Annotated in this window: 15 protein-coding genes, 2 tRNA genes and 2 pseudogenes; 13 read left to right on the top strand and 6 right to left on the bottom strand. The window is 66.6% G+C overall.

Annotation, left to right across the window (positions count from 1 at the left end):
* Positions 1-72: 72 nt before the first annotated feature.
* From ACZK39_RS08210 to tig, 3 genes are all read right to left on the bottom strand, one after another.
* Positions 73-672, bottom strand: coding sequence for an ATP-dependent Clp protease proteolytic subunit (locus ACZK39_RS08210; RefSeq protein ID WP_182784011.1), 600 nt, complete (start codon positions 670-672; stop codon positions 73-75).
* Positions 673-713: 41 nt separating this feature from the next.
* Entirely contained in the window at positions 714-1,310 is a 597-nt protein-coding gene (locus ACZK39_RS08205; RefSeq protein WP_182784009.1) for an ATP-dependent Clp protease proteolytic subunit, read from the bottom strand.
* A gap of 148 nt (positions 1,311-1,458) precedes the next feature.
* A complete protein-coding gene (tig, locus tag ACZK39_RS08200) occupies positions 1,459-2,856 on the bottom strand; it encodes a trigger factor (RefSeq protein WP_182799400.1) in 1,398 nt (465 codons plus the stop codon).
* A 123-nt stretch (positions 2,857-2,979) separates the two neighbouring features.
* Between tig and ACZK39_RS08195 the strand changes: the two genes are divergently transcribed.
* The 6 genes from ACZK39_RS08195 to ACZK39_RS08170 all read left to right on the top strand — a co-directional run bounded on the left by ACZK39_RS08195 (position 2,980) and on the right by ACZK39_RS08170 (position 7,049).
* Positions 2,980-3,858, top strand: a complete 879-nt coding sequence (locus tag ACZK39_RS08195) for a patatin-like phospholipase family protein (protein ID WP_463613041.1) — start codon at positions 2,980-2,982, stop codon at positions 3,856-3,858.
* A gap of 173 nt (positions 3,859-4,031) precedes the next feature.
* Positions 4,032-4,226, top strand: coding sequence for a type II toxin-antitoxin system Y4mF family antitoxin (locus ACZK39_RS08190; protein ID WP_463613040.1), 195 nt, complete (start codon positions 4,032-4,034; stop codon positions 4,224-4,226).
* Positions 4,223-5,371 (top strand): type II toxin-antitoxin system HipA family toxin, encoded by a 1,149-nt coding sequence (locus ACZK39_RS08185; RefSeq protein WP_463613039.1) that lies wholly within the window; start codon positions 4,223-4,225, stop codon positions 5,369-5,371. Before ACZK39_RS08190 ends, ACZK39_RS08185 begins: the two co-directional genes overlap by 4 nt.
* 50 nt (positions 5,372-5,421) lie before the next feature.
* Positions 5,422-5,492: transfer RNA gene (locus ACZK39_RS08180), tRNA-Gly, on the top strand.
* 53 nt (positions 5,493-5,545) lie between these two features.
* Positions 5,546-5,618, top strand: a tRNA-Pro gene (locus ACZK39_RS08175).
* A gap of 951 nt (positions 5,619-6,569) precedes the next feature.
* Positions 6,570-7,049, top strand: coding sequence for a hypothetical protein (locus ACZK39_RS08170; RefSeq protein WP_463613038.1), 480 nt, complete (start codon positions 6,570-6,572; stop codon positions 7,047-7,049).
* 228 nt (positions 7,050-7,277) lie between these two features.
* Here ACZK39_RS08170 and ACZK39_RS08165 read toward each other — a convergent pair whose 3' ends face one another.
* On the bottom strand, positions 7,278-7,445 hold the full coding sequence (locus tag ACZK39_RS08165) for a hypothetical protein (protein WP_463613037.1): 168 nt from the start codon (positions 7,443-7,445) through the stop codon (positions 7,278-7,280).
* Positions 7,446-7,701: 256 nt separating this feature from the next.
* On the opposite strand from ACZK39_RS08165, the pseudogene ACZK39_RS16760 reads away from it, so the two are divergent.
* Positions 7,702-8,247, top strand: a pseudogene (locus ACZK39_RS16760) (DDE-type integrase/transposase/recombinase); the annotation flags it as partial.
* A 313-nt stretch (positions 8,248-8,560) separates the two neighbouring features.
* Here the strand turns inward: ACZK39_RS16760 and ACZK39_RS08155 are convergent.
* Positions 8,561-9,481, bottom strand: a complete 921-nt coding sequence (locus ACZK39_RS08155; protein ID WP_463613036.1) for a carbohydrate-binding protein — start codon at positions 9,479-9,481, stop codon at positions 8,561-8,563.
* On the opposite strand from ACZK39_RS08155, the gene ACZK39_RS08150 reads away from it, so the two are divergent.
* Positions 9,365-10,420: a DUF4091 domain-containing protein gene (locus ACZK39_RS08150; protein ID WP_463613035.1), complete on the top strand. Its 1,056-nt coding sequence runs from the start codon at positions 9,365-9,367 to the stop codon at positions 10,418-10,420. The two genes, ACZK39_RS08155 and ACZK39_RS08150, sit on opposite strands and share 117 nt — an antisense overlap.
* Here ACZK39_RS08150 and ACZK39_RS08145 read toward each other — a convergent pair.
* Positions 10,392-11,636, bottom strand: a complete 1,245-nt coding sequence (locus tag ACZK39_RS08145) for an IS110 family RNA-guided transposase (RefSeq protein WP_463613034.1) — start codon at positions 11,634-11,636, stop codon at positions 10,392-10,394. The genes ACZK39_RS08150 and ACZK39_RS08145 overlap by 29 nt on opposite strands.
* 795 nt (positions 11,637-12,431) lie before the next feature.
* Between ACZK39_RS08145 and ACZK39_RS08140 the strand changes: the two are divergent.
* From ACZK39_RS08140 to ACZK39_RS08120, 5 genes and pseudogenes are all read left to right on the top strand, one after another.
* Positions 12,432-13,622: pseudogene (locus tag ACZK39_RS08140) on the top strand (Gfo/Idh/MocA family protein); the annotation flags it as partial.
* Between the two features lie 666 nt (positions 13,623-14,288).
* On the top strand, positions 14,289-15,923 hold the full coding sequence (locus ACZK39_RS08135; protein WP_463613033.1) for a beta-N-acetylhexosaminidase: 1,635 nt from the start codon (positions 14,289-14,291) through the stop codon (positions 15,921-15,923).
* 251 nt (positions 15,924-16,174) lie between these two features.
* A complete protein-coding gene (locus ACZK39_RS08130) occupies positions 16,175-19,162 on the top strand; it encodes a glycoside hydrolase family 2 TIM barrel-domain containing protein (RefSeq protein WP_463613032.1) in 2,988 nt (995 codons plus the stop codon).
* A 26-nt stretch (positions 19,163-19,188) separates the two neighbouring features.
* Positions 19,189-21,876 (top strand): glycosyl hydrolase family 95 catalytic domain-containing protein, encoded by a 2,688-nt coding sequence (locus tag ACZK39_RS08125; RefSeq protein WP_463613031.1) that lies wholly within the window; start codon positions 19,189-19,191, stop codon positions 21,874-21,876.
* On the top strand, positions 21,873-24,071 hold the full coding sequence (locus ACZK39_RS08120) for a right-handed parallel beta-helix repeat-containing protein (protein WP_463613030.1): 2,199 nt from the start codon (positions 21,873-21,875) through the stop codon (positions 24,069-24,071). The genes ACZK39_RS08125 and ACZK39_RS08120 overlap by 4 nt, the downstream gene beginning before the upstream one ends.
* Positions 24,072-24,081: the final 10 nt, after the last annotated feature.

Genomic DNA, 24,081 nt, shown 5'->3' with positions numbered 1-24,081 from the left:
TCCCACCCTACCCGGGACACCCGGGCTGGGGACTGCGAAACGCCTTCCCGAGCCCGGAGTGTTCCGGGGTCTTCAGTCGAGTCCCTTGAGCGAGGGGAGGATGTCGTCGACGATGCCGTACTCGACCGCCTGCTGGGCGGTGAGGTACTTGTCGCGCTCGATGTCCTTGCTCACCTTGTCGAGGTCCTGGCCCGTGTCCGCGGCCAGCATGGTCTCCATCAGCGCGCGGATCCGCAGGATCTCCCTGGCCTGGATCTCGAGGTCCGAGGACTGGCCGTAGCCGCCCTCGGTGGCGGGCTGGTGGATGAGGATGCGCGAGTTGGGCAGCGCGAGCCGCTTGCCCTTCGTGCCGGCGGCCAGCAGCACTGCGGCGGCGGAGGCAGCCTGGCCGAGGCAGACGGTCTGGATGTCCGGCTTGATGTAGCGCATCGTGTCGTAGATGGCGGTCAACGCGGTGAAGGAGCCGCCGGGCGAGTTGATGTAGATCGAGATCTGGCGCTCGGGGTCCATCGACTGCAGACAGAGGAGCTGCGCCATGACGGCGTTGGCCACGTCGTCGTTGATGGGGGTGCCGAGGAAGATGATCCGGTCCTCGAACAGCTTGGTGTAGGGGTCCACCCGGCGCATGCCGTAGCTGGTGCGCTCTTCCCACTGGGGGATGTAGTAGCTCATGTCCATTCCGGTGGGTGCGGAGCCCTGGGGCAGGTTGGTGATCACTGGTTCGGGGCCTCCGTCTTGATCTGGGATGCGCGCTCGTAGACGTGGTCGATGAATCCGTACTCGAGCGCCTGCTCGGCGGTGAACCACCGGTCACGGTCTGAGTCGGCCTCGATCTGGTCCACCGTCTGGCCGGTGTGCTTGGCGATGAGGGCGGCCATGGTGCGCTTGATGTGGAGCGACTGCTCCGCCTGGATCCTGATGTCGGAGGCGGTGCCGCCGAGCCCGCCGGAGGGCTGGTGCATCATGATCCGGCTGTGCGGCAGGGCGAAGCGTTTCCCGGGCGTGCCGGCCGAGAGCAGGAACTGCCCCATCGATGCCGCCAGGCCCATGGCGACGGTGGCGACGTCGTTGCTGATCCACTGCATGGTGTCGAAGATGGCCATGCCGGAGTCCACCGAGCCGCCGGGCGAGTTGATGTAGAGGTAGATGTCCTGGTGCGGGTCCTCCGCATTCAGCAGCAGCATCTGTGCACAGATCGCGTTGGCGTTCTCGTCGCGCACCTCCGACCCGAGGAAGATGATCCGGTTGGCCAGGAGGGACGAATACACGTTGTCTGTCATGCCGAGGCCGGCGCCCGAGGGCCCGGCCATCCGGATGTCGTTTCGAGTCTCAGTCACCCCACTAACCTACCGGCATTCGCCAAGGACCCAAGAGCGCGGGGCCGTGTTCGCCCGAGGCGTCACCGGAGACGACAGGATCGCCGCGGGAACGGGTCCCGCGGCGATCCTGTGCTGGGTGTTACTTGGCGTCGACCTCGGCCTCTTCGGCCTCCTCCTCGGCGATGACTTCCTCGGCGGCCTCGATGGCGTCGACCGCCAGCGCGGTCTCGACGGGGTTGCCGTCCTCATCGGTGACCTTCGCGTCTGCGCAGATGGCCGCGAGCGCCTTGCCGCGACGGATCTCCTGCATCCACTCGGGCATGTGGTTGTGCTCCATCATGTGGTTGATCTCGTCCTGCGGGCTGGAGCCGTTCTGCTGCGCCTTGCGGAAGATGAGCTCGGTCAGGTCCTGCTGGGAGACGTCGACGGTGTTGGTGTCGGCGTAGACGTCCAGCACCACCTGCGCCTTGAGAGCCTGCTCGGAGCGCTTGTCGATCATGGCCCAGAACTCGTCGGCATCCTTGGCCTCCTCGTCCTCGGAGTTGGCGAGGTAGTCCTCGACCGTCATGCCGCCGCCTGCCAGCTGACGCTGGACCTCAGCCCGGCGAGCCTCAAGCTCACGGGCCAGCACGGACTCGGGCAACTCGAACTCGGTGGCCTCCAGAACGGCCTCCAGCACCTTGTCACGGGCATCTGCCAGCTGATCGGCCTTCACCTGCTGCTCGGCGCCCTTGCGCAGGTCTTCCTTCATCTCCTCGACGGTGTCGAACTCAGAGATGAGCTGCGCGAACTCGTCGTCCACCTCGGGCAGGTCCTGCTGGGAGACCTTGATCACGGTCACCTCGATCTCCGCGTCCTGGCCGCGGAACTGGCCGCCCACCAGGGTGGAGGTGAAGGTCTTCGACTCGCCGGCCTTGAGCCCGGTCACGGCCTCGTCCAGGCCCTCGAGCATGTTGGCTTCCTGACCCACCTTGTAGGTGAGGCCCTCGGCGGTGGCCTCAGGGAGCGGCTCGCCGTTCTGCGAGGCGACGAGATCCAGGGTGAGCACGTCGCCCTCGGCCGCAGCCCTGTCCACCTCTGTGGTGGTGGCGAAGCGCTCGCGCAGGAGGCCGATGCGCTCCTCGACGAGCGCGTCGATGCTGGCGGCGTTGTCCACGGTGGCCTCGACCTTGGTGAAGTCAGGCAGGGTCACGTCCGGGCGGATGTCCACCTCGGCCGTGAACTCGACGAGCTCCTTGTCCTCCAGCTTGGTGACCTCAACCTCAGGCTGCGCCATGGGCACAACCTTGTGCTCCTCGATGGCTGCGTTGTACGCCGAGGGGATGGCCTCGTTGATGGCCTCCTGCAGCACAACGCCGCGGCCGTAGCGCTGATCGATGACGGTGGCAGGCACCTTCCCCTTGCGGAAGCCGGGAATGTTGATCTGCTCGGCAATCCCCTTGTAGGCGTCATCGAGGTAGGGCTTGAGATCGGCGAAGGGGATCTCGACGGTGAGCTTCACCCGCGTCGGGCTCAGCTTCTGGGAGGTGCTAGGCACGAATGGACTCCTGAAGTTGGAATGATCGGGATCGAGTCTATCGGTCAATGCCCAGCCCACCAATCGGCAGCGCGCCCCTCCGCGCCGCTCTGGCCCGGGACCGCTCTAGAGTGGGTGCCCGTGATGACCAGCACCGTGACCGACACCGCACTCGTCTTCGAGGGCGGCGGCATGCGGGCCGCCTTCTCCTCCGGGGTGCTCGCCGCCTTCCTGGAGGCGGGCATCCACCTCGACTGGGTGGGCGGCATCTCGGCCGGGTCCAGCTGCACCGTCAACTACATCTCCCGTGACCCCGGGCGGGCGGAGCGGTCGTTCGTCGACGTCGCGGCCGAGCCCCAGTTCGGCGACTGGCGCACCTGGGTGGCAGGCAAGGGCATGTTCAACGCCGAGTGGATCTACGAGCAGACCTCGCTCCCCCACCAGGTCCTCCCCTTGGATCTCGACACCTTCCGGGCCAACCCGGCCCAGGTCCGCATCGGAGCGGTCCGTTGCGCGGACGGCGAGATGATCTACTGGGGCCGCGAGGACCTTCAGGACGTCATGTCCCTGGCCAAGCGGGTGAGGGCGTCGTCGACGATGCCGTTGCTCATGCCGCTGACCACGATCGACGGGGTGGATTACTGCGACGGCGCCCTCGGCCCCACGGGCGGGTTCGCCCTCGATGCGGCGAGGGGGGACGGCTACGAGCGCTTCCTCGTGGTGATGACCCGCCCACGTGGCTACCGGAAGGCCCCGGTCCGTTCGACGGCCGCCATGCGGACGCTGTTCCGGCGCTACCCCGCCGTCGCCCAGGGGTTGATTGAGCGGCCGGCCAACTACAATCGCTCGCTCAGCGAGCTCCTCGAGCTGGAGCGGGAGGGTCGCGCCTATCTGGTGTTCCCGGACTCCATGCCGATCCGCAACTCGGAGCGACGCGTTCCCGTGCTGCGCTCGGTGTTCCAGGCGGGGCGCTCCCAGGCCGGGCGCGAACTCGACGCCATCCGCGCCTTCCTCGGCCTCTGAGCACTTCGACCGGATCGCGCTGACCGGCACAAGCGTGCCGATTTCTCCCTCGACGCCTTGAGGAAGAGCTTTGACGAGCAAGATTCGGCACGAACGCACCGAATAGGGTTGACCCCGCCGTGCCGCAGGGGCAGAATGACCTGAACCGGCACGTTCGCGCCGATTGGAGCAGCATGGATCTCGCCACCACCGTGGTCAACAGGCGCCGAGCGCTGGGCCTGACGCAACTCGACGCCGCAGACCTCGCCGGGGTCTCCGAGCGTTTCGTCCGCACCGTCGAGGCGGGCAAGGTCTCCGTGCAGTTCGACAAACTCCGCGCCCTGCTTGACACCCTAGGGCTGGAGTTCGTTGTCAGGGTCAAGCCGTGACCGTCGCCGACGTCTACAAGGACGGGGTGCTCGCCGCGACGCTCGACGCCGACGGCGTGGACACCACGTTTGCCTATGTGAACCGCTACTCAGGCGCTCCCGTCGCCCATTCGCTCCCCTTAGGTTCACGGTTCGTGCGCCCCGGGCGCACCTTGCCGCCCTTCTTCACCAACCTGTTACCCGAGGGGCGCCGCCTCGCTGCACTCCAGCGCGCGGTCAAGACCTCTGGAGACGACGAACTGACCCTGCTGCTCGCTACAGGTACCGACACCATCGGAGACGTCCAAGTGTTGCCGCAAGGCAGGCCACCAGTTCCCGCCCGCCCGCTGGTGGAGGTGGAGGAGCCGCTGGACTTCGCGGCGTTGCTCGCTGACTACGGCATCGATCCCGTCGGCATGCCAGGCGTTCAGGACAAGCTGTCCGCCGGGATGATCACACTCCCCGGTCACTCCGGATCAGGGGCATCGACGATCATCAAACTGTCGCCGCCCGACTACCCTTTCGCCGTCGAGAACGAGGCGTACTTCCTCCGCGTGGCCAGGCGCCTCGGCCTCTCCGTCGTGGAAGCGGCGATCATTACCGACACGAGGGGCAGATCGGGGCTTGTGGTGCACCGCTTCGACCGGGCGGATGGTCGCCGCGCGGTCGAGGACGCATGCCAGCTCCTCGGTCGCTATCCCAGCGACAAGTACCTCCTGTCCGCGGAAGAGGCAGCGACCGCGGTGGCGGACGCATGCGCGGCACGACCCGTCGCGATGCGCAACGTCTTCATCCAGCTCATCTTCGCCTGGCTCATCGGCAACGGCGATGTGCACGCCAAGAACGTGTCCGTGCTGCAGAACCCGGGCGGCGAGTGGCGAGTGGCACCCATGTACGACGTTCTGAGCACCCTCCCCTACGGTGACCACACGCTCGCGCTCAGCGTCGGCGGCCGCACCGACGGCCTCATCCGGCGGCACCTCGTGGACTTCGGGCGGGGGCTCGGCCTGCCGACCGGCGTGGTCGAGCGGGCATTGAACACCGCGCTGCGCGCCACCTCGTCCCTCGACGACGACCTTGCGGGCGGCGCGTTGCCGTTCAACTCCGCGGTCACCAGGGATGTCCGTCGTCAGTTGGCGCGGCGCCGACGCGATGCGATCGGGTGAGTTGGAATCGCGCTCTCCAGCAGTCGGCTGGTAGAGTCATCGACGGTTCTGCGGATGTAGCTCAATGGTAGAGCCCTAGTCTTCCAAACTAACTACGCGGGTTCGATTCCCGTCATCCGCTCGAGTCGTCGAAGCCCCTTGTCAGGCTCCACTGACAGGGGTTTCGACGGCCACCGGGGCGTAGCGTAGTGGCTAGCGCGCCTGCTTTGGGAGCAGGAGACCGCAGGTTCGAGTCCTGTCGCCCCGACTGTACACCCCCTAGTCAGCGGCGATTTCGACGGCCGAAGCTCGATTCGTGCCAGATACGTGCCAGATCACATGTCCTGATCAGGCGCCCGTGGCGCGTCTATGTCACATTTCGGGTGCCGACCTGGGCGCGCCCAAGTGCCCACCTGACAACCTCCGTGGGAGGGCACTGCCCGGCAGGTCGTATTGAGCGGAGGTTTGACGGCTTGGGGCTCCACCCGCCGGGGTGCTGATGACACTCTCGACCTGACCCGACGGCATGGAGCAACGAGCGCCTCGGCCCACGGCGCCAAGTTCAAATCCCGTCCCCGCTACCACAGGGAAACGCTCCTGACTAGGTGATACACCGGTCAGGAGTGTTTCTGGTTTCAGACGTCGTGCAACTAGCGTGCAATAGTGACAGCCCGGAACACTCGCGAGGTCCCGGAGAAGCCCCAAGGCTGCCCGCTTTCGTGTGGTGCATGGCCAGAGTGAAGAAGACCACGAGTAGCAACCTCATCCCGGCCCCCGACCCAAACGTCGGTGGTGTCGTAAACCCGATGGGGTTGATCCGTCCCGCCGATCTGGCCTTGATGCTCGGCGTGTCCCCTGGCACCCCGAAAACTGGCGCAGCGCAGGACGCGGCCCCGCGTACCTGTCGACTGCAAATGTCCGTGGTCGGGTCATGTACGACGTCACCCACGTGAAGAAGTGGCTTGAGAGCGGTTGTTTAGCCAGTCCAAGGCGCTGAAAAGGAACGCGACTTCGTCAGCGACGCCCTTGAGGGGAGCGGGCGGACCTGACCCTCATGTGGAACGGCCGGGTCGTCTACGTCGCACCCGAGGCCCCGCTGGCGGCGCTCATCGCACCCGGGGCCGGGCTGGCCGGCGTCGTGGGTCGAGCACCGCCTCGGTCTGGTGGGACGACTTCAGGGTGTGGTCGCTGTGAGCCTCGAAGCCTAGATCGACGGCAAGTGGACCGCGGTCCAGGTCCTCGGCATGGGGAGCGCGGACGGTCAGCTGCTGCCGCTCGTGCTCGCAGGCGGGAACGTGGTCACGGAGCCGCCCCGCCGGACGCGGACGGCGGCGCCCCCGAGGGCTGGGCCGACGTCTTCTCCAGCAACGACTACGGCCTCATCAGGGACCGGTATCGCGTCTACACCGGCCACGACCCCGCCCTCACCTACCAGACCCACGTGGGCACGCTCACCATCAGTCAGGCATGGCTGGCGGCGAACGAGGGCAATGGCCGGGTCCGGCGGATCGGCGGCCGCTGGATCGTGGAGCGCTACCAGATCACCGGCACCCTCCGCGTGACCGCTGACAACATCACCTTCGGCAACATCCACCAAGACTCGGCCGGTGTCGTCTACGGGTTCCAGAGCCGAGCCTCGACGGCAACGCACGCGGGATCATCCTCGAGCACTCGACGATCGGGGGGAACGGCGCAGTGACAACGGGGCCTCGCTCAACTTCCCGGCGGCGCGAGACCCGAACCAGATCACCCTCCGCTACTGCAACCTGTCCGGTCACCGGGCTGGGCTGTACGCCTTGGGCAGCGACGTAGTCTCGCAGCGGCCCCTCGACGGCGAGCTTCGCCGCCCGCGGGCGTTCGCGCCGCTTCACGGAGACTCGGTGCGCGGCATGGGGCAGGCAGCCGCTCTTGCTCACGGTGTTGCGCCTCAGCTCGCGGCTGATCGTCGAAGCGCCCGACCCATCGTCGCCGCGATCTTCCGGAGCGACACACCCGTCATCATCAAGTCCTTCAGCCGCTCTCGCTCGACGAGACTGAGGAAGCGGGCGTCGATGACCTGCTCGACGCGAGCAAGAGGGATGCGCTCGCCTTGCACCCATGCGGTTCTAGGTTCTTCACGTTCGCCAGAACCTCCTCGGGCCGGTAGAGCACCACTCTGCCGTCGGGGTAGATCCGGCCCTTCGAGAACACGCGGATGCCCTTGTCCCAGTCCAGCGCCTGATGCGACTCGACACCCAGTCGAGCCGCGGCATCACGCCGCGAGACGCCCTGTGAAGCTTGAGAAACTCCTGCCTCTTCGCGTCGGCATACGCTCCATATAGATCCCCGCCCTATGCGCCCAGACGTAGCAAGTGACCCTATTGAAGCCGAGCTCGCGTGCGACCGCCGACACGTTGCCGCTCACGGCGAGCCGCCTGAAGAACTCCGCCTTGTCCTCCGGGGTGTGCTTGCGCTGCGTGCTGCGCGGTCGACAACCCCGCCTGCTTCATCCAGGCGCAACCGCGGTCCGGTTGAACCCCGACGACCAAGCCGCCGCCCGCACCGACCCACCCCGATCGATCAACGCCAGGAACGCCAGCCTCTGCTCCTCCGTGTACTTCTCGCCGGCATCTCCGCTCCCCGCGGCTGGTGTTGCGACGACTGCTGGAATCCAAGCGGGTAAGGGGAAGCTCTACCTGTGTGCGATCAAGGACGTCTACTCCAACCGCATCGTCGGCTACTCGATTACCTCCAGGATGAAGTCCCGGCTGGCCGTCAACGCACTGGACAGTGCTGTTGCCCGCCGCGTGGTCGGATGCATCGACCACAGCGACCGAGGCTCGCAGTTCCGTTCCAGGAAATTTCTGCGAGCATTGTCCCGCCGCGACCTGCTGGGGTCGATGGGGAGGGTGGCTGCGGACGCGGCAGACTGGGGTAGGGCCGTCGGCGTGAACTCCTTCAGGTCGTAACCGACCATCACGCCGGTCTCCCACCACCAGCTCCAGACATCCGTCCCTCAGACCTCACCGATCCACGAGACCCATACAGCACTGCGTCAGCTCTTGGCGGAACTGCCCACTCTCGGGCCCCGTCCACACGTGCCTGAGTCAGAAGGCGTACTGCCTGAGCCCTTTCATGGGGCCAGCAGAAGCAGACACCGCATCGGCCTCGCCCTCCGGGTGATAGAGACAGAGGCGGGTCCGCCAGACCGGACCCGCCCCAGCGCCGTGGTCAGTCCGAGAACTTCACGATGTTGTTGAAGACCCAGCCGGCGACGGGACGGTAGTCCCACGCCCCCGTCGGTGTCTTCACCGCTGCCACGTAGTTGGTCCAGACGTAGCTGCGGCAACCGTTGCGCCCGCTGGTGGCTGTGTCACACTCTGTTCTCCATCGACGACCCTGCGTGGTCCACTCGCCGGTTCGGCCGAGCGGGTTGCCCGCCCATTGGGCCCGCTTCATGAACGGCAGGTAGGTGAGGTTGTTGAAGTGCCAGCCGGTCTCGGAGGCGAACGCCCCGCCGACCAGTCTGGTCTGGGTGGACCAGATGTCGGTGCGGCATCGCAGGGTCTGCGAGTATGGCTCGCACTCGGTGTACCACCACCTGCCACCGGACTGGTGGAAGCCGGGCGTCTCGTAGATGCCGCCCGGGGCCGAGTGGGGCCAGGACGGACGCGAGCTGGGCTGCTCCGAGGGGGTTGTGCTCGGCTGCTGCGACGGTTCCTCGGACGGTGCCTCGGTGGGCTCCGCCGACGGCTCCTCGGACGGCTCCTCGGACGGGTCGGGACCCGGCTCGTCGATCAGGGTGCTGGTGGGCGTCCCGGTGGACAGGGGCGCGATGGTGAGCTTGTCGATGTTCGGGGCCCACCCGTCGGTGTTCAGCAATCTCAGGGGGCTGTCGCCGGTTGTCAGACTCACCTGGATGGCGCGCTCGAAGAAGCTGTTCCACGAGTACGTGTAGCGGAAGTGGGCGCGCCCCACCTCCTGACCCGCCTCGTGCACCTGCAGCAGCCGGTCCACCACCTGCGGGTTGTAGTCGTGTTGGCCGGAGACCTCAGCGTTGGCGTAGTGGACGGAGATGTCGTAGTCGCCGGCCTCGTCGAAGCCGGCGGCGCGTTGGATCTCGAGGTAGTTGCCGGGGCCCTGTCCGATCATCTGCACCAGGCTGGAACCGGACGCGTTCACACGCCGCCGCTGGACACGGCAGTCGGGACGCGACGTCTCGACGTCGGTCTGGTCGGAATCCGCCGCGAAGGTTCGTACTACGAGTTCGACATGGCCCGGCTCCTGAAATGGCTCGAGATGTGCAACCGCGTTGGGGTGCGGGAGATTGAGATGGCGCACCTGTTCACACAGTGGGGCGGGCTGCACGCCCCGACGATCAACGACGTTTCAGGACGCGCACTGTTCGGCTGGCACACCGACTCCTTGGGTGACGAGTACCAGAGATTCCTCGCGGCCTACATCCCCGCGGTGCGGCACGTTCTGGACGACCACTGGGATGGCCCGGTGTTCTGGCACCTGACCGATGAACCCACCGCGGAACACGCGAAGCGCTACCGAGCCCTCAAGGAGTCCGTCGAGCCCCTGCTTGCTGGCTGCCTGGTCACAGACGCCCTGTCCGATCCGCAGCTGTGGTCCTCGGGGCTGGTGGACCCACCGATCGTGGCTACCGACCACGTCGCTGAGTTCCTGCACCGAGGGCTGGAGAATCCGTGGCTCTACTACTGCACTGTGCAGTCGGTCGACGTGGCAAATCGGTTCATCGGGATGCCCTCGTACCGAAACCGGGTGCTTGGTTGGCAATTGTTCAAGCACGAGGCCGTGGGCTTCCTCCACTGGGGTTTCAACTTCTGGAACACCCAGCTCTCCAGGCGCCCCCTCAATCCATTCACCGATCCCACCGCAGGCGGGGGATTCCAAGCTGGTGACGCGTCGATCGTCTACCCGGGTGAAGGGGGTCTGCCCTGGGAATCCATCCGGTTTCGTGTGTTCAGGGAAGCGATGGATGATCTTCGCCTCTTCACCGCGCTGGCTGACTTGAAGATAACTCTGGGTGAGCGTGTCAGGCGGCTCCGGTGGGTTGGAGGGTGACGTGGTAGCCGAGGTTGTTGAGCTGTCGGAGGGCGTGGTTCCTGGCGCGGTCGGGGTTGCGTCGGGTGTAGTAATCGGGGCCGGGGTCGAGGTAGTAGGTGCCGTTGGTCAGCATCGCCCAGACCACGTTGAGGAGGGTGTGTTCGATCGCGACGATGGCCTTGGAACGGCCTCGGCTTCTGGCTAGGCGCTGGTATTTGACGTGGAGGAACGTGCCGGAGTGGCTGGCGATCGACATTGCCGAAGCACCGAGGGCGCCTTTGAGCCATCGGTCACCGGGTCGGGCCTTGGCGGGCTTGGCGCGGCCGGCGGACTCACGGTGTCCGGGACAGACCCCGGCCCAGGAGGCCAACCGTCCCGGGGTGGGGAACACGGTCATGTCGGCGCCGGTCTCGGCGATGATGACATCGGCTGTTGTGACACCGATCCCGGGGATTGAGCAGATCAGCTCCCGGGTCGCGCGAAACGGGATCATCGCGTCCTCGATCCGGCGGGTCAGGGCCGCGATGGCCGCGTCGTGGTGGTCGATCATGGTGCAGTGCAACTCGACGAGGAAGGCGTGGTGCTCGGTGAAGCGGCCTGGCAGGAGGGCCTTGGTCAGGGCTGGGATCTTCTCCCGTAGGCCACGCACTGACAGGTCCGCGAGCACGGCCGGGTCACGTTGCCCGTCGACCATCGCGGCCAGGATCCGTCGGCTGGAGACACCGGTGATATCGGAGGCCACAGCCGCGAGCTTGATCCCGGCATCCTCCAGTACCTTCTCCAACCGTTGCGCTTCGCGGGCCCGGTCGCGGGCGAGGACGGTGCGGGTGCGGGTCAGATCGCGCAGGACACGGATCGGTGGCGGGGGCACGAACGAGGCCCGAAGCAGGCCGTGGGCGGCCAGTTGTGCCAGCCAGGCGGCATCAGAGACATCGGTCTTGCGGCCGGGCAGGTTCTTCGCGTCGCGGGCGTTGACCAGCATCACCTCGAACGGCGCATCCTCCAACAGGTAGTAGAACGGCTTCCAGTAGACGCCGGTGGCTTCCATCACCACACAGGTCACCCCGGCGGCGATCAGATGATCGCGCAAGGCGAGGATCCCGCCGGTCATCGACGGCCACGTGGTGACCGTCTCGATGGCACGGACCTTGCCCTCGGGCACGATCCGTACACACACTTTCGCGTCGCGTTTCGACAGGTCCAGCCCGGCGCAGCGCGGGTGCAGCACTTCCATCTTCCCCACTCCTTTCCGGTCAACGGGGGGATGGACAGTGGGTGGGATTCAAGTAGACGAAGGAGTCTGACTTGCGTGCTCGCAGCAACAATCCACGGGTCCCGTGGCAGTCCCACACCCCAGACTGAGGTTCTGGCTCACAGGCACGAACCAGCGACGAGGTCGACCACCATCCACACCCACTACTCTCCCCTCCCCAGGCCCTCGTGACCAGACCGGATTCTTCCCACCCCACGAGGGCCGCACCGCGGCCCCGGCCACTGAGGAGCAGGGTCGAGGAGCCGTTGCCGCTCTGGTGGGGCTCGACTCGGTGTCCCTGACCGAATACCCCCGGGACCCGGGTCATTACCTGCGGGGCCATGCTGCTGCTTTGCAGGAACTGGCGAGGTTGACCGGGTCCGACGAACGCTGAGATCGCCTGTAAGCGTCGGACTCGACCGTTGGCCAGATAGTTCCCCAGAGCTCGTCCGAGTCCGCTCCCAGTATGCGGAGTTGAAGGATCCGCAGCGATCCGCGCGTCGGCCCAGCTGATCGGCTCGTCTGGGCTGCGACGTCGTGCCCCCCCCCCCCCCGCGGGAGGTGCGCGGCATCATTCAGCCACCGAAGAGTCAGCTGCTACCCAAGAACCACATGTGAGTCTCTCTGGACATTCGCATTTGGCACGAGCCCAAACTAGGCTGATCGGCATCAGGGTCGTTCCACCCAGCGAACCCGAAGGAGATCGAACCAATCATGACCACAGAGCCCACCGGCGTCGGCACGGTTGCCGAAGACGCAGCGCCCTCCCCTGCAACACTCAGGGTCGGCGTGGTGGGTGTGGGCGCCCGCTCCACCATCCTCGCCCACGCTGAACTGCCGCACAACGATGCGCAGGTGGTCGCGGCATGTGACCCGCGTCCCGAGACCGAGGCCCGCCTGCGCGACTGGACTCGTATCGACCCTGCGGGCGTTGTGATCACCGACAACCTCGACGCCTTCATCGCCGTCGGCTTGGATGCGGCCGTGGTGACCTCCCCAGATGACACCCACGCCGAGATCACGTGCCGACTTCTCGACGCAGGGATCCCCGTGTATCTGGAAAAGCCGATGGCCATTGAACTCGACGGCGCCACGCGCATCTTACAGACGGCCTACGACACGGGCACCCGTCTCTACGTCGGCCACAACATGAGGCACATGAGCGTCGTGCGCACCATGCGTGACATCATCCGACGTGGGGAGATCGGCGCGGTCAAGGCCATCTGGTGCCGGCACTTCGTGGGCGAAGGCGGCGACTACTACTTCAAGGACTGGCATGCGGACCGTCGCTATAGCAACGGGCTGCTGCTGCAGAAGGCAGCGCACGACATCGACGTGATGAACTGGCTGGCGGATTCGCACGCCACCCGCGTCGTGGGGATGGGTGGGTTGACCGTCTACGGCGACATCACGGATCGACAGGACCGCAGCGGCAAGCTGATGTGGGAATGGTACAACGTGGACAACTGGCCGCCGCTGACGCAGAAGGGGCTCAACCCCGTGGTCGACGTCGAGGACCTCTCCATGTTCTCCGCCAAGATGGCCTCCGGCGCGTACGTGTCGTATCAGCAGTGCCACTACACACCGGATTACTGGCGCAACTACACCGTCATTGGCACCGAGGGCCGCATCGAGAACTTCGGCGACGGGGAAGGTGGCCACATCACCTTGTGGAACCGCCGCTCGCAATACAACCCGGACGGTGACGCCCGCTATCCCATCAGCGGCGATGCCCACGGCCACCACGACGCCGACATGCTCACAATGACCGAGTTCCTTGAGTTCGTCCGCACAGGACGACCCACTGACACGTCCCCCCTGGGTGCTTGGTACGCCGCGGCCACCGCCATCCAGGCGACCGAGTCCATCCGAGACGGCTCCACGCCCCGGGATCTCCCGCAGCTTCCGGAGGATCTGGTGGCGTACTTCCTCAATCATCAAGTGCGAGGCGAGCATGACCCGAAGTAGTGCAAGCTGGGGCGCTCGAGACGGCGATGTGCACGGTGTGCGGAGGTGCCGCAGCTACGCTCACCGGACCTGCCCCCAGCACAGGGCCCCATGGCGTTCGGTTACCTCGACCCGCGGATGGACACCACTTGCCCCTTCCTCCCCAAGGTATTCGGCTAGCCTTCGAAGTCACCCGCGCCCGCCGCGGACACCGTGAGCTGGGAGTTTCCAGATGCAGTGCCCGAGGTCGACTTCGACGGTGTCATCGGGGTTGAAGCGGCGGTCTGGTGCGAGACCATCCAGGATGAGGCGGACCTGAACATGATGCGGCTACTCCGACTCCGGTTTCGCGGAGCAAGGCTGGCCGCCGCGCAGCAGCGCGGCGTGGGAGGATTACTCCGCACGTCTGGGGCCCAGGGTCCGCTGTAGCGCGCCGCCAGCTGGCGCTACTTCGAATCCTGACTGGTCGGCTGGCGCTGAGATCTGGGCCATATTCCGACTGGGCATCATCGGCCACGGAGTGTGGCCCTAATGCCTCTGTCCAAGGCGCCCAGCGAGTTCCCGAGCATGTGGGGTGGCACCGCCACCAGCGAGGCTCATCGCCGCCTTGACACTGCCCCCCGGGGTTGTAAGGTCACACGTAAGCCAGCGGCGTTTGCGCCGCCCCCACAAGCCGCAGGAGCATCGGTGCCTCACGCCACAGCGACGAACCACGACGCAGCCCTGACCCGACCACTACTGGTCCCGCAACCACGCAGTGTCGAGTTCGGTGAGGGCGCTCTCGTTCTCCCGGCTCGGCTGACGGTCTCGGGCCCCGGCGACTGGGTTGAGACCGCAGCCGATCTGCTGGCCGGCGGGACTGGGTTGTGGCTGGTGCCGGCTGAGGAGGGGGCGCTGCTCAGGCTCAGCGAGGCCGAGGGTGTGCCGTCGAGCTACACGCTGGTTTGCGGCAGTGACGGCCTCACCGTAGACGCCGCGGACCGGGACGGCCTCGTCGCGGCACTTGGGACCCTGCGGCAACTGATGCCGGACTGGGCCCACGGTCTCGCCCCCCTGCCTGGTGGGGAATTGGCGGTGCCGCACGTGCGGATCGTGGATGATCCCAAGTTCGGTTGGCGGGGGATGCATCTGGACGTGGCCCGGCACTTCATGCCGCTGCCCTTTCTGTACCGGTTCGTTGACCTGCTCGCGATGCACAAGCTCAACCGCTTCCACCTCCACCTGAACGAAGACCAAGGGTGGCGGTTCGAGGTCCGCAAGTACCCGAGGTTGACCACGGTGGGTGCCACCCGGGCCGAGACGGTGTTCGTCCCCGGCAGCCCCGGTGACGGCACCCCGCACGGTGGCTTCTACACCCAGGACCAGCTACGGGCGCTGAACGCGTACGCGAAGCGGCGCGGGGTTACGATCGTTCCGGAGATCGACGTGCCGGGCCACACCAGGGCATTGCTGGCGGCATACCCGGAGTTCGGTGAGGGCGCCGAGGGCGCCGAGGTGCCGACAGGGCCCGGGGTGTTCGAGGAGGTGCTGCACCTCAGCGACGAGACGATGGCGATGGTGGAGGACGTCTTCACCGAGTTGCTGGACGTCTTCGACTCGCCCTGGATCCACATCGGTGGCGACGAGTGCCCCACGGCGCAGTGGGAGCGCAGCGACGACGCTGCCCGCCTGGTGCGGGAACGTGGTCTTGCCGGGGTGGAGGGGCTGCAGCCCTGGTTCACCGAGCACCTGCGCGACTGGCTGGCGCAGCGTGGCCGCACTACTGTTGGCTGGGATGAGATCGTCGACCACGGCGACATGCCGGAAGCGGTCGTCATGTCTTGGCACGGTCGGGAACCCGGCCGACGGGCGCTGGCGGCCGGACACCAGGTGGTGATGGCGTCGAACGTCCCCTACTACTTCGACTACTACCAGTCCGACTCACCCGACGAACCGTTCGCCCAGCCGGCCCCGTCCAGCTGGCAGGACGTGGCCTCCTTCGACCCCGTGGCCGGGGTGGCCGATGAGCACCTGCCGAACCTGCTCGGGATCCAGGGCCAGGTGTGGACGGAGTTCATGACCACGCCCGCCGAGGTGGAGTACATGGCCTTCCCCCGGACCTGCGTCCTTGCAGAGGTGGCTTGGAGCGGACCTGTGGAGGCATCGGAACTAGAACCCCGACTGCGCGCGCACCTGCGACGGCTGGAGGCCGCTGGCGTCAACCACCGCCCGCTCGAGGGTCCACACCCCTGGCAGCGCGGTGGCGAGGGCAGACGGCGGCGGCCAGACGGTCACGGGCCGGCGCTCACTGCCGCCCAAATCGCCGATCTGGCGAATTACTAGGGGAGCGACCGTCACGAAAGCGGTGCTGCTGGGTTCGGCAAGACGGCTGTTCGGTGAGCTGCCGGCACCCGGGGCGCCGCGGCTCACCAGAGCCAGCACAGCAAGGCCGCCGAGGGTCGGTCCGCTGCTCGGCGCCGTTCCCCCGATGGTACGGTCACGGTTCCCGCAACGCGGCTGGCAGACCCGTCTGGCTGCCGGTCCACTCAAGGTGATGAGATCCCCTCAGGGTTGATGAGAAGAGAGTCATGGCAATGTCAGAGATCATTTCGTTGAGTCCAGGGTCCGGGCGTCGGGTTCCTCCGCGCGCGAGGGTCGCCACCACCGCGCCCCAGCTTGACCTGAGCGGAACGTGGCGGTTCCGCTTCTCCCCGCGGCCACCGGCGCCGGGAGAAGCTGTGGCGGCGGTCGAGTTTGATGACTCCGCCTGGGATGACATCGAGGTGCCGGCCCACTGGGTGTTGCAGGACCGCCCCGAATGGGGCCAACCCATCTACACCAACGTGTCGTATCCCTTCCCGATGGATGCGCCCCACGTCCCGGACGACAACCCCACCGGCGACTACCGCGTCACCTTCGAGCTCTCCGACGAGATGCTGGACCATCAGTTGTACCTGCGGTTCGATGGTGTCGAGTCCGTCGCGATCGCCTCCCTGAACGGGACCCGTGTGGGTGTGGTCAGGGGAAGTCGGCTGGCGCAGGAGCTGGACATCACAAGCGAGGCGCGGCCCGGCAGGAACGTGCTGCACGTGCGGGTGCATCAGTGGTCCGCCGCCACTTACCTGGAGAACCAGGACCAGTGGTGGCTCCCCGGTATCTTCCGGGCGGTCACCCTCATCTCCCGCCCTGAGCACGGGATCGAGGATGTGTGGCTGAGGGCAGACTATGACACCGTGGATGGGCGGGGTCGCCTCCTGCCTGAAGTCCGAGCCACCGAGTCTGCCTTCCCCATCACGGTCCGGTTGGAAGAGCTGGGGGTGGAGCAGACTTTCGCCAGTTCCCGGGAAGTGGGGCCCATCGACGTCGGGCCGGTGGAGCCGTGGAGCGCCGACGTGCCTCGTCTGTACCGGGCAGAGGTCACGAACGCCGTCGAAACACTTGACCTCAGGGTCGGGTTCCGCCGCGTGGAGATCGTCGGCCACGAGTGGCGGGTGAACGGCCGCAAGCTCCGACTCCGGGGGGTGAACAAGCACGAGTATGACCCGGATCACGGGCGCGTGTTCGACCGCGAGCAGACCCGCGAAGCGATGCTCTTGATGAAGCGATCCAACATCAATGCCATCCGCACCTCCCACTACCCCCCTCACCCCGAGTTCTTCGACCTTGCCGACGAGCTGGGATTCTGGGTCATCAACGAAGGCGATCTCGAGACCCATGGTTTCGTCTACGACAACTGGGTGGGCAACCCCTCGGACGATCCACTGTGGCGAGACTCCTATCTCGACAGGGTCGAGCGTCAGTTCGAGCGGGACAAGAACCATCCCTGCATAGTGAGCTGGTCGCTCGGCAACGAGTCGGGCAGCGGAGAAAACCTTGCTGCGATGGCTGCTTGGCTGAAAGCACGCGATCCCGAACGGCCGGTGCATTACGAGTCAGACTACGAAGGCCGCTACAGCGACATCGTCTCGCGCATGTACTCAACGCTCGAACAACTGCGGGCGATGTCCGCTGGCTTGGGCCGAAATGATATTGCTACTCCAGGCCGCACGGCAAAGCTGGCGGAGCGTCCCATGATTCTGTGTGAGTACCTCCACGCCATGGGCAACGGCGCGGGCGCTGTCGCCGATTATGAGGAGCTGTTCGACACGCTCCCGCAATGGCACGGCGGTTTCGTGTGGGAGTGGCGCGATCACGGATTGCGGACCTCCACCCAAGATGGTCAGGAGTTCTACGGCTACGGAGGCGACTTCGGCGAGGAACTCCACGACGGATCGTTCGTCTGCGATGGAATGGTGCTCTCGGACTTCACTCCCACACCCATGCTGACCGAGTACGCGGCCGTGGTGACTCCCATCAAGCTCCGCCTGAAGGACGGGCGGCTGGAGGTGGACAACAGACGACACGCCGGGGACACGGCAGACCTTCGGTTCCGCTGGCGGGATGAGCTCGACGGCAGGGAGGTCGCCTCCGGGAAGCTGGACGTGCCGCCGGTCCCTGCCGGGGAACAACGCACCGTCCCCCTCCCTGGGTTCACCCGTCCGGACCAAGGTGAACTGTGGCGCACCTTCGAATGTGTTTCGGCTCGGGACGAGCCGTGGGCGGTCGCCGGTCACGTCGTCAGCAGCACGCAGCAATTGCTGCAGGACAACCCCACTCCCGTCGGGCGCGCCGCCGTGGGCGAGACACCCGATCTGGTCGAGGGTGCATGGGTGTTGGGCGACGCGCGTTTCGACGCGGTCTCGGGCGACCTGATCCAGTTGGGATCGGTTCAGATGGCGGGACCGCATCTGGAACTGTTCCGCGCACCAACCGAGAATGACTCGTTGTCCGCCTTCCCCTCCTACGTCGACGCAGAGCCCTCCACCCACCCGAACGGCGGCAAGCCCGCACCGTCATGGGATGAGCAATGGCGCCAAGTCGGCCTGGACAGGCTCCACCGTCGCGTCATCTCGGTTACCGCCGGCCCAGGGCTGCTCACGGTGCGCCATCGCTACGCCCCTGCCGCCATCAGTCAGGCTGTTACCGTCGAACTGACGTGGAGTCTGGGCGAGGAGGGCCTCCGCATGAGCGCCACCGCCGTCCCCTCCGAGAATTGGCCAGGCACTTGGGCGCGTATCGGACTGCGGTTCGACCTGCCAGCGGGACTCACGCAGGCGGCCTGGTTCGGCACGGGACCCTCCGACAACTACGCCGACTCCGCTATCGCAGCCCGCGTCGGCCGCTACGAGTCAGCGATCGAGGACCTCATCACCCAGTATGCGGTTCCGCAGGAGAGCGGTCACCGGGGTGGGATGCGCGAGTTGCGCCTGCCGGAGCTGGGACTCGAAATGCGCGCGTTCAAGGCCGGTGGGGAGCGGCCAGGCTTCACGCTCCGGGCTCACTCGGTCCCTGAGGTTGCTGAGGCCCGCCACCCCCACGAGTTGCCGCCGTCCAAGGCCACTTATCTGTGGCTGGACGTGCAGCAGCAGGGCCTCGGGTCGCGCTCCTGCGGCCCAGACGTACGCCCCGAGTACATGCTTCGGCCCAGGATGGCGCAATGGGCACTCGAGTTCAGCACTGGAGAGCCCCGCCCGAGCCTTTGAGAACCCAACCCGTGAAGGACGCCCCGATGCGCGAAGCACACCCAGAGCAGCAAATCATCCCAGGACAGCCGGCCCTGTGTCGAAGGGCGCTGTGGTACCGGCTGCCAGCGCAGGACTGGGAGACGCAGGCGCTGCCGATCGGCAACGGCCGACTCGGAGCGATGCTGTTCGGCGGTCCCTTCGTCGATCGCATCCAGTTCAACGAGCAGAGCCTCTGGGGTGGCCTGAACGGCTACGACAACGCGCTGGCCGGTCAGCCCGAAAGCGGCTACGACCTCAGCGTCACCGGCTTCGGTTCGTATCTCAACTTCGGGGACGTCGTGGTCTCGTTCGGCGAGGAGCCCATTCTGGGGTCATCGGAGCCCGAGCGCCTCTACCTCCACTCCCCCAGCGGGCACTCCGCGGGCATAGAGTTCACCGCCGACGGCGACCGCGAGACTGATTGGGAAGCCACCGGGAACGGTGAGCCGGTGGTGTGGCAGGCCGATCTGGTGAGACCGGGCGCCGTCACCGCATACGGTGTGGTCTCCTCGCTTCGCCCCGGCGGCGATCCCATGGGGTGGAGCCTTGAAGCGACTGTGGACGGCCTCAGCTGGGACACGCTTGACACCCAATCCGGGACTAGCTTCGCCGGGCGCGGGGATTCCCACACCTTCCCCGTGGACGCGGGCCGCGCGTACTCGTCCTACCGGATGAGTTTCACCCCTGGCCAAGCGATTTCGCTCGCGGGGGTGTTCCTTATTGCTGACGGCATGGACAGCCGCACCCTCACCCCGGTGGTGGATTATCGCCGGGTCCTGGACCTGGAGCGGGGGGTGCACACCACGAGCTTTTCTGGCGTGACGGGCCCGGTGACCCGGGAGGCTTTCGCCAGCCGGGACGCCGACGTCGTCGTCGTGCACTACACCGGTGAACGACTCTCCGGCACCGTCGCCCTCACCTCGGCTCAGGAGGGCGTTGACGTCGAGGTCGACGAGTCCGAGGCTGCGCTACGGTTCGCGTCGGTGCTGGCCAATGACCTGCGGTTCGGGGCCGAGCTGCGTGTCCTGCCGGTCGGTGGTTCTCTGGCGCGGGATGGCAGCTCCTTGCGGTTCGAGGGCTGCAGCCAGGTGACGCTGGTGCTGGACGCTCGCACTGACTACAAGCTGGACGCTTCCGCCGATTGGCGGACCGGCGCTGCCCCGGACCCGGCTGTGGCCGTCGCGGCGGCCGAGTCGCTCGGTCACGAGCGGCTGCGGTCTGACCATGTGGACCGGGTGAAGTCGCTGATGGACGGGGTGGCGGTGGACTGGGGTGCCACTGATCCCGCAGTCCTGGCGATGCCCGTCGATGCGCGGCTCCGGCGCTACGCCGACGGGGCGGAGGATCCGTCGCTCGAGCAGCTGCTGTTCGACTACGGCCGATATCTCACGTTCTCCGCATCCCGCGCCGATGGCCTCCCCGCGAACCTGCAGGGGCTCTGGAACGACAGCAATGAGCCCATCTGGGGGGCTGACTACCACACCAACATCAACATCCAGATGAACTACTGGGCTGCGGAGACCACCGACCTGCCGGAGAGTCACCGCTCGTTGGTGGAGTTCGTCAAGGAAGTGGCCGTGCCGTCGCGAGTGGCCACCCGCAACGCCTTTGGCGAGGACGTCCGCGGCTGGACCACTCGCACCAGCCAGTCGATCTTCGGCGGCAACTCATGGGAATGGAATACGGTCGCCAGCGCTTGGTACGCCCAGCACCTCTACGAGCACTGGGCCTTCAACCAGGACGCCGACCTCCTGCGCGGGACCATCTACCCGTTGGTCAAGGAGATCTGCGAGTTCTGGGAGGATCGCCTCGTCGAGCATGAGGACGGTCTGCTCTACTCCCCCGACGGCTGGTCCCCCGAGCAAGGGCCCCGCGAGGACGGCGTAATGTACGACCAGCAGATCGTCTGGGACCTGTTCCAGAACTATCTCGACTGCGCCCAGGCCCTCGACGTCGACCACCACTACCAGGACATCGTCGCCGGTCTGCAACAGCGCCTCGCGCCGAACAAGATCGGGAGCTGGGGCCAACTGCAGGAATGGCAGGACGACCGCGACGATCCCCACAACTTCCACCGCCACACCTCCCACCTGTTCGCCGTCTACCCCGGCCGGCAGATCACTCGCGCAGACCGTGAATTCGCCACCGCCGCGCTGGTATCCCTCAAGGCCCGGTCCGGCGAGATAGACGGAGAGCCGTTCACCGCAGCCACCGTCACCGGAGACAGCCGCCGCTCCTGGACCTGGCCTTGGCGCGCCGCCCTGTTCGCCAGGCTCGGCGACGCCGAACGCGCCCGCACCATGCTGCGAGGGTTGTTGACCTTCAACACCCTCGACAACCTGTTCACCAACCACCCACCCTTCCAGCTGGACGGGAACTACGGCATCACCGGGGCGATCAGTGAAATGCTGCTCCAGAGCCACGACGGGACCATCGATCTCCTACCAGCCCTGCCCCAGGCCTGGGCCACCGGCTCCTTCACCGGCCTGCGCGCCCGAGGCGGCTACCAGGTCAACTGCCGCTGGCGCGACGGCAAGGTGGTGGACTTCGACGTCGTCGCGGACCGCGGCGCAAGCGACACCCCGGTGGACGTGAGTGTCAACGGCATGGTGACGTCGCACCAGCCGAGCGTCCGGGAGATGGCCGTGGCCCCGGCAGAACAGTCACGCCCTCGGAAACGGATACCCAAGTGAACCGTCCCTTGGATGAGGCGAGCCACCCAGATGAGACACTCATCGACGTCTCGGATTTCTCGCTGGATCAGGGAGACCTCACGCCAGCCCTCGCACGAGCGCTCGAACACGCCCGCTCCGTTCCCGGCCCCAAGCGCGTGGTCGTCCCGCCGGGCGTCTACCACGTCCACCCGGACCATGCCCCGGTGCGGGAGCTCTACGTGTCCAACACTGTCGGCAGCCGCGAAGATCACCGCGAGAAGCGGATCGCCATCCTCCTGGAGGACTTGTGCGACGTGACCATCGACGGCGAAGGCGCCACCTTGGTGATGCACGGGCAGCAGACACTGTTCGCTATGATCCGCACCCGCCGCGCCTCCATCCGGGGCTTCGCAGTGGACTGGGTCACGCCCCGCGCGATCGACCTGACAGTGATCCACTCAGGCGCAGACCACCACGACCTGCTCGTGCCCGCGGGGTACCGCTACCAGATCTGCGGCACGGAGGTCACCTGGCTGTCCGAGGACAGCTCCTCGGGTCAGCCCCACTGGGTCTACCACCGCCCAGAACCCCTGGACGTACCGCTGCCCGACCTCGGCTACGACTTCATGCAGATCACCGACCTGCAAACGGGGAGGGCCCACGGCGGCACCACGCTGGACTTGCCCAACCCGCTGCGCAGCGGTCTGGTCTCGGTGCGCGAGATCGCGCCCGGTGTGCTGCGCCACACCTACGGCGAGGGCGGCTCCCCGAGCGCGTTGGGTACGGTCTTCCAGCTCCGTCGCACCATGCGCGACACGCCCGGCGCTCTCCTCTGGGAGGCGAAGGACTCGGTCATCGCCGACATGGACATCGGCTACCTCCACGGATTTGGGATGATCGCACAGATGACAGACTCCGTCACCGTGCGGGGGGTGCGTTTCCGCGCGCCCGCGGGGTCCAGGCGTACGACTGTCGGGTTCGCGGACCTGGTGCAGATCTCCGGAGACAAGGGCACCGTCGTGATAGAGGACAACGACTTCGGGTTCTCTCACGACGACGCCATCAACATCCACAACACCTACGTCCAGCTGGTGGCGGTCGACGGTCCCGTCGCTACGTTCAGATTCATGCACCACGAAACCAGCGGGTTCCCACTGTTCCACCCCGGCGACACAGTGGCGCTCGTGGACCGCGACACGATGCTGGACCTGCCCTGGGCTGGCACCGTCATTGACGTGCACGGCCCCTCAGGGCGGGACCATTCCGTTGATCTGGAGAACGTCAGCCTGACCTTTGACGAGCCACTTCCCGACGCGGCCATTCCCGGCCGCGTCGTCGCGGAGAACCTCACCTACAACCCGGCGGTGGCGGTGCGTCGCAACCGCTTCCAATCCATCGCCACCCGGGGCATCCTCGTCACCACCCGAGGCTCCGTGGTCATCGAGGACAACCGGTTCGAGCACGTCGAGATGGCCTCCATCTACGTCTCCGCAGACGCCTCCCAGTGGTACGAGTCCAGTGTGGTGCGGGACCTGGTGATCCGGAACAACGTCTTCGTCAGGCCCGCCACCTCGACCAGGGCCAAGGCCGAGATCCTCGTGGAGCCCACGGCGGCCGGCGAGGACCCGTCCAAGGCGGCGCACTCGGGCATCGTGATTCGGGACAACGTCTTCCTGTCGGCCGACATCCCCGTCCTGGACGCCAGATCCGTCTCGGGGATCAGTTTCACCGGCAACACGATCGTCCGCTACGGGGCTGATCCGCTGGGGGAGCCCACCCCCTCCGGCCCGCTCGCGATCGTTCGCGGTTGCACAGCAGTGCAGTTCCGCGGTAACGCCACTGGTCAGGGCGTGAACCAGGAGGTGACCTGCCATGCCATGGCGGCCGATGACCTGATCGTCGAGGGCTTCGTCCGGCTGGAGCCCCCGCAGGCCCCCCTCGCAGCGCTGGAGTCGGTCGAAACGGAAGGTCTGTCGGTGCCACCGCTTCCCTGGCCCGCGGACAGCGTCGTCGTCCGGGTGCCCGACGACCTGGCCCGGATCCGCATCAGGTTCAAGCCCGTCGACGGCCACCCGGTGCGGTTGGCAGTCCACGGCATCCCCGTCGAGCCCGACGCCGACGGCTGGCTGGCCGTGACCCTGGAGTCCGGGGCGACGGTGGTGGAGTGTGAGGTCGAGGCTCCCGTTGGCGTCTCGAAGCGGCTTTACCGCTGTGTGTTGCTCCGTGCTTCCTGACCCCGCCCGG

The organism is Tessaracoccus luoxuelianae (assembly GCF_055326245.1).
This window is presented reverse-complemented; position numbering and strand designations above follow the sequence as displayed.

Excerpts from the sequence above, each read along its gene's own strand:
- ACZK39_RS08155 (WP_463613036.1), bottom strand. The coding sequence starts at position 9,481 with ATGATCGGACAGGGCCCCGGCAACTACCTCGAGATCCAACGCGCCGCC.
- ACZK39_RS08145 (WP_463613034.1), bottom strand. The coding sequence starts at position 11,636 with ATGGAAGTGCTGCACCCGCGCTGCGCCGGGCTGGACCTGTCGAAACGC.
- ACZK39_RS08130 (WP_463613032.1), top strand. The coding sequence starts at position 16,175 with ATGTCAGAGATCATTTCGTTGAGTCCAGGGTCCGGGCGTCGGGTTCCT.
- ACZK39_RS08190 (WP_463613040.1), top strand. The coding sequence starts at position 4,032 with ATGGATCTCGCCACCACCGTGGTCAACAGGCGCCGAGCGCTGGGCCTG.
- ACZK39_RS08195 (WP_463613041.1), top strand. The coding sequence starts at position 2,980 with ATGACCAGCACCGTGACCGACACCGCACTCGTCTTCGAGGGCGGCGGC.
- ACZK39_RS08125 (WP_463613031.1), top strand. The coding sequence starts at position 19,189 with ATGCGCGAAGCACACCCAGAGCAGCAAATCATCCCAGGACAGCCGGCC.
- ACZK39_RS08210 (WP_182784011.1), bottom strand. The coding sequence starts at position 672 with ATGAGCTACTACATCCCCCAGTGGGAAGAGCGCACCAGCTACGGCATG.
- ACZK39_RS08205 (WP_182784009.1), bottom strand. The coding sequence starts at position 1,310 with ATGGCCGGGCCCTCGGGCGCCGGCCTCGGCATGACAGACAACGTGTAT.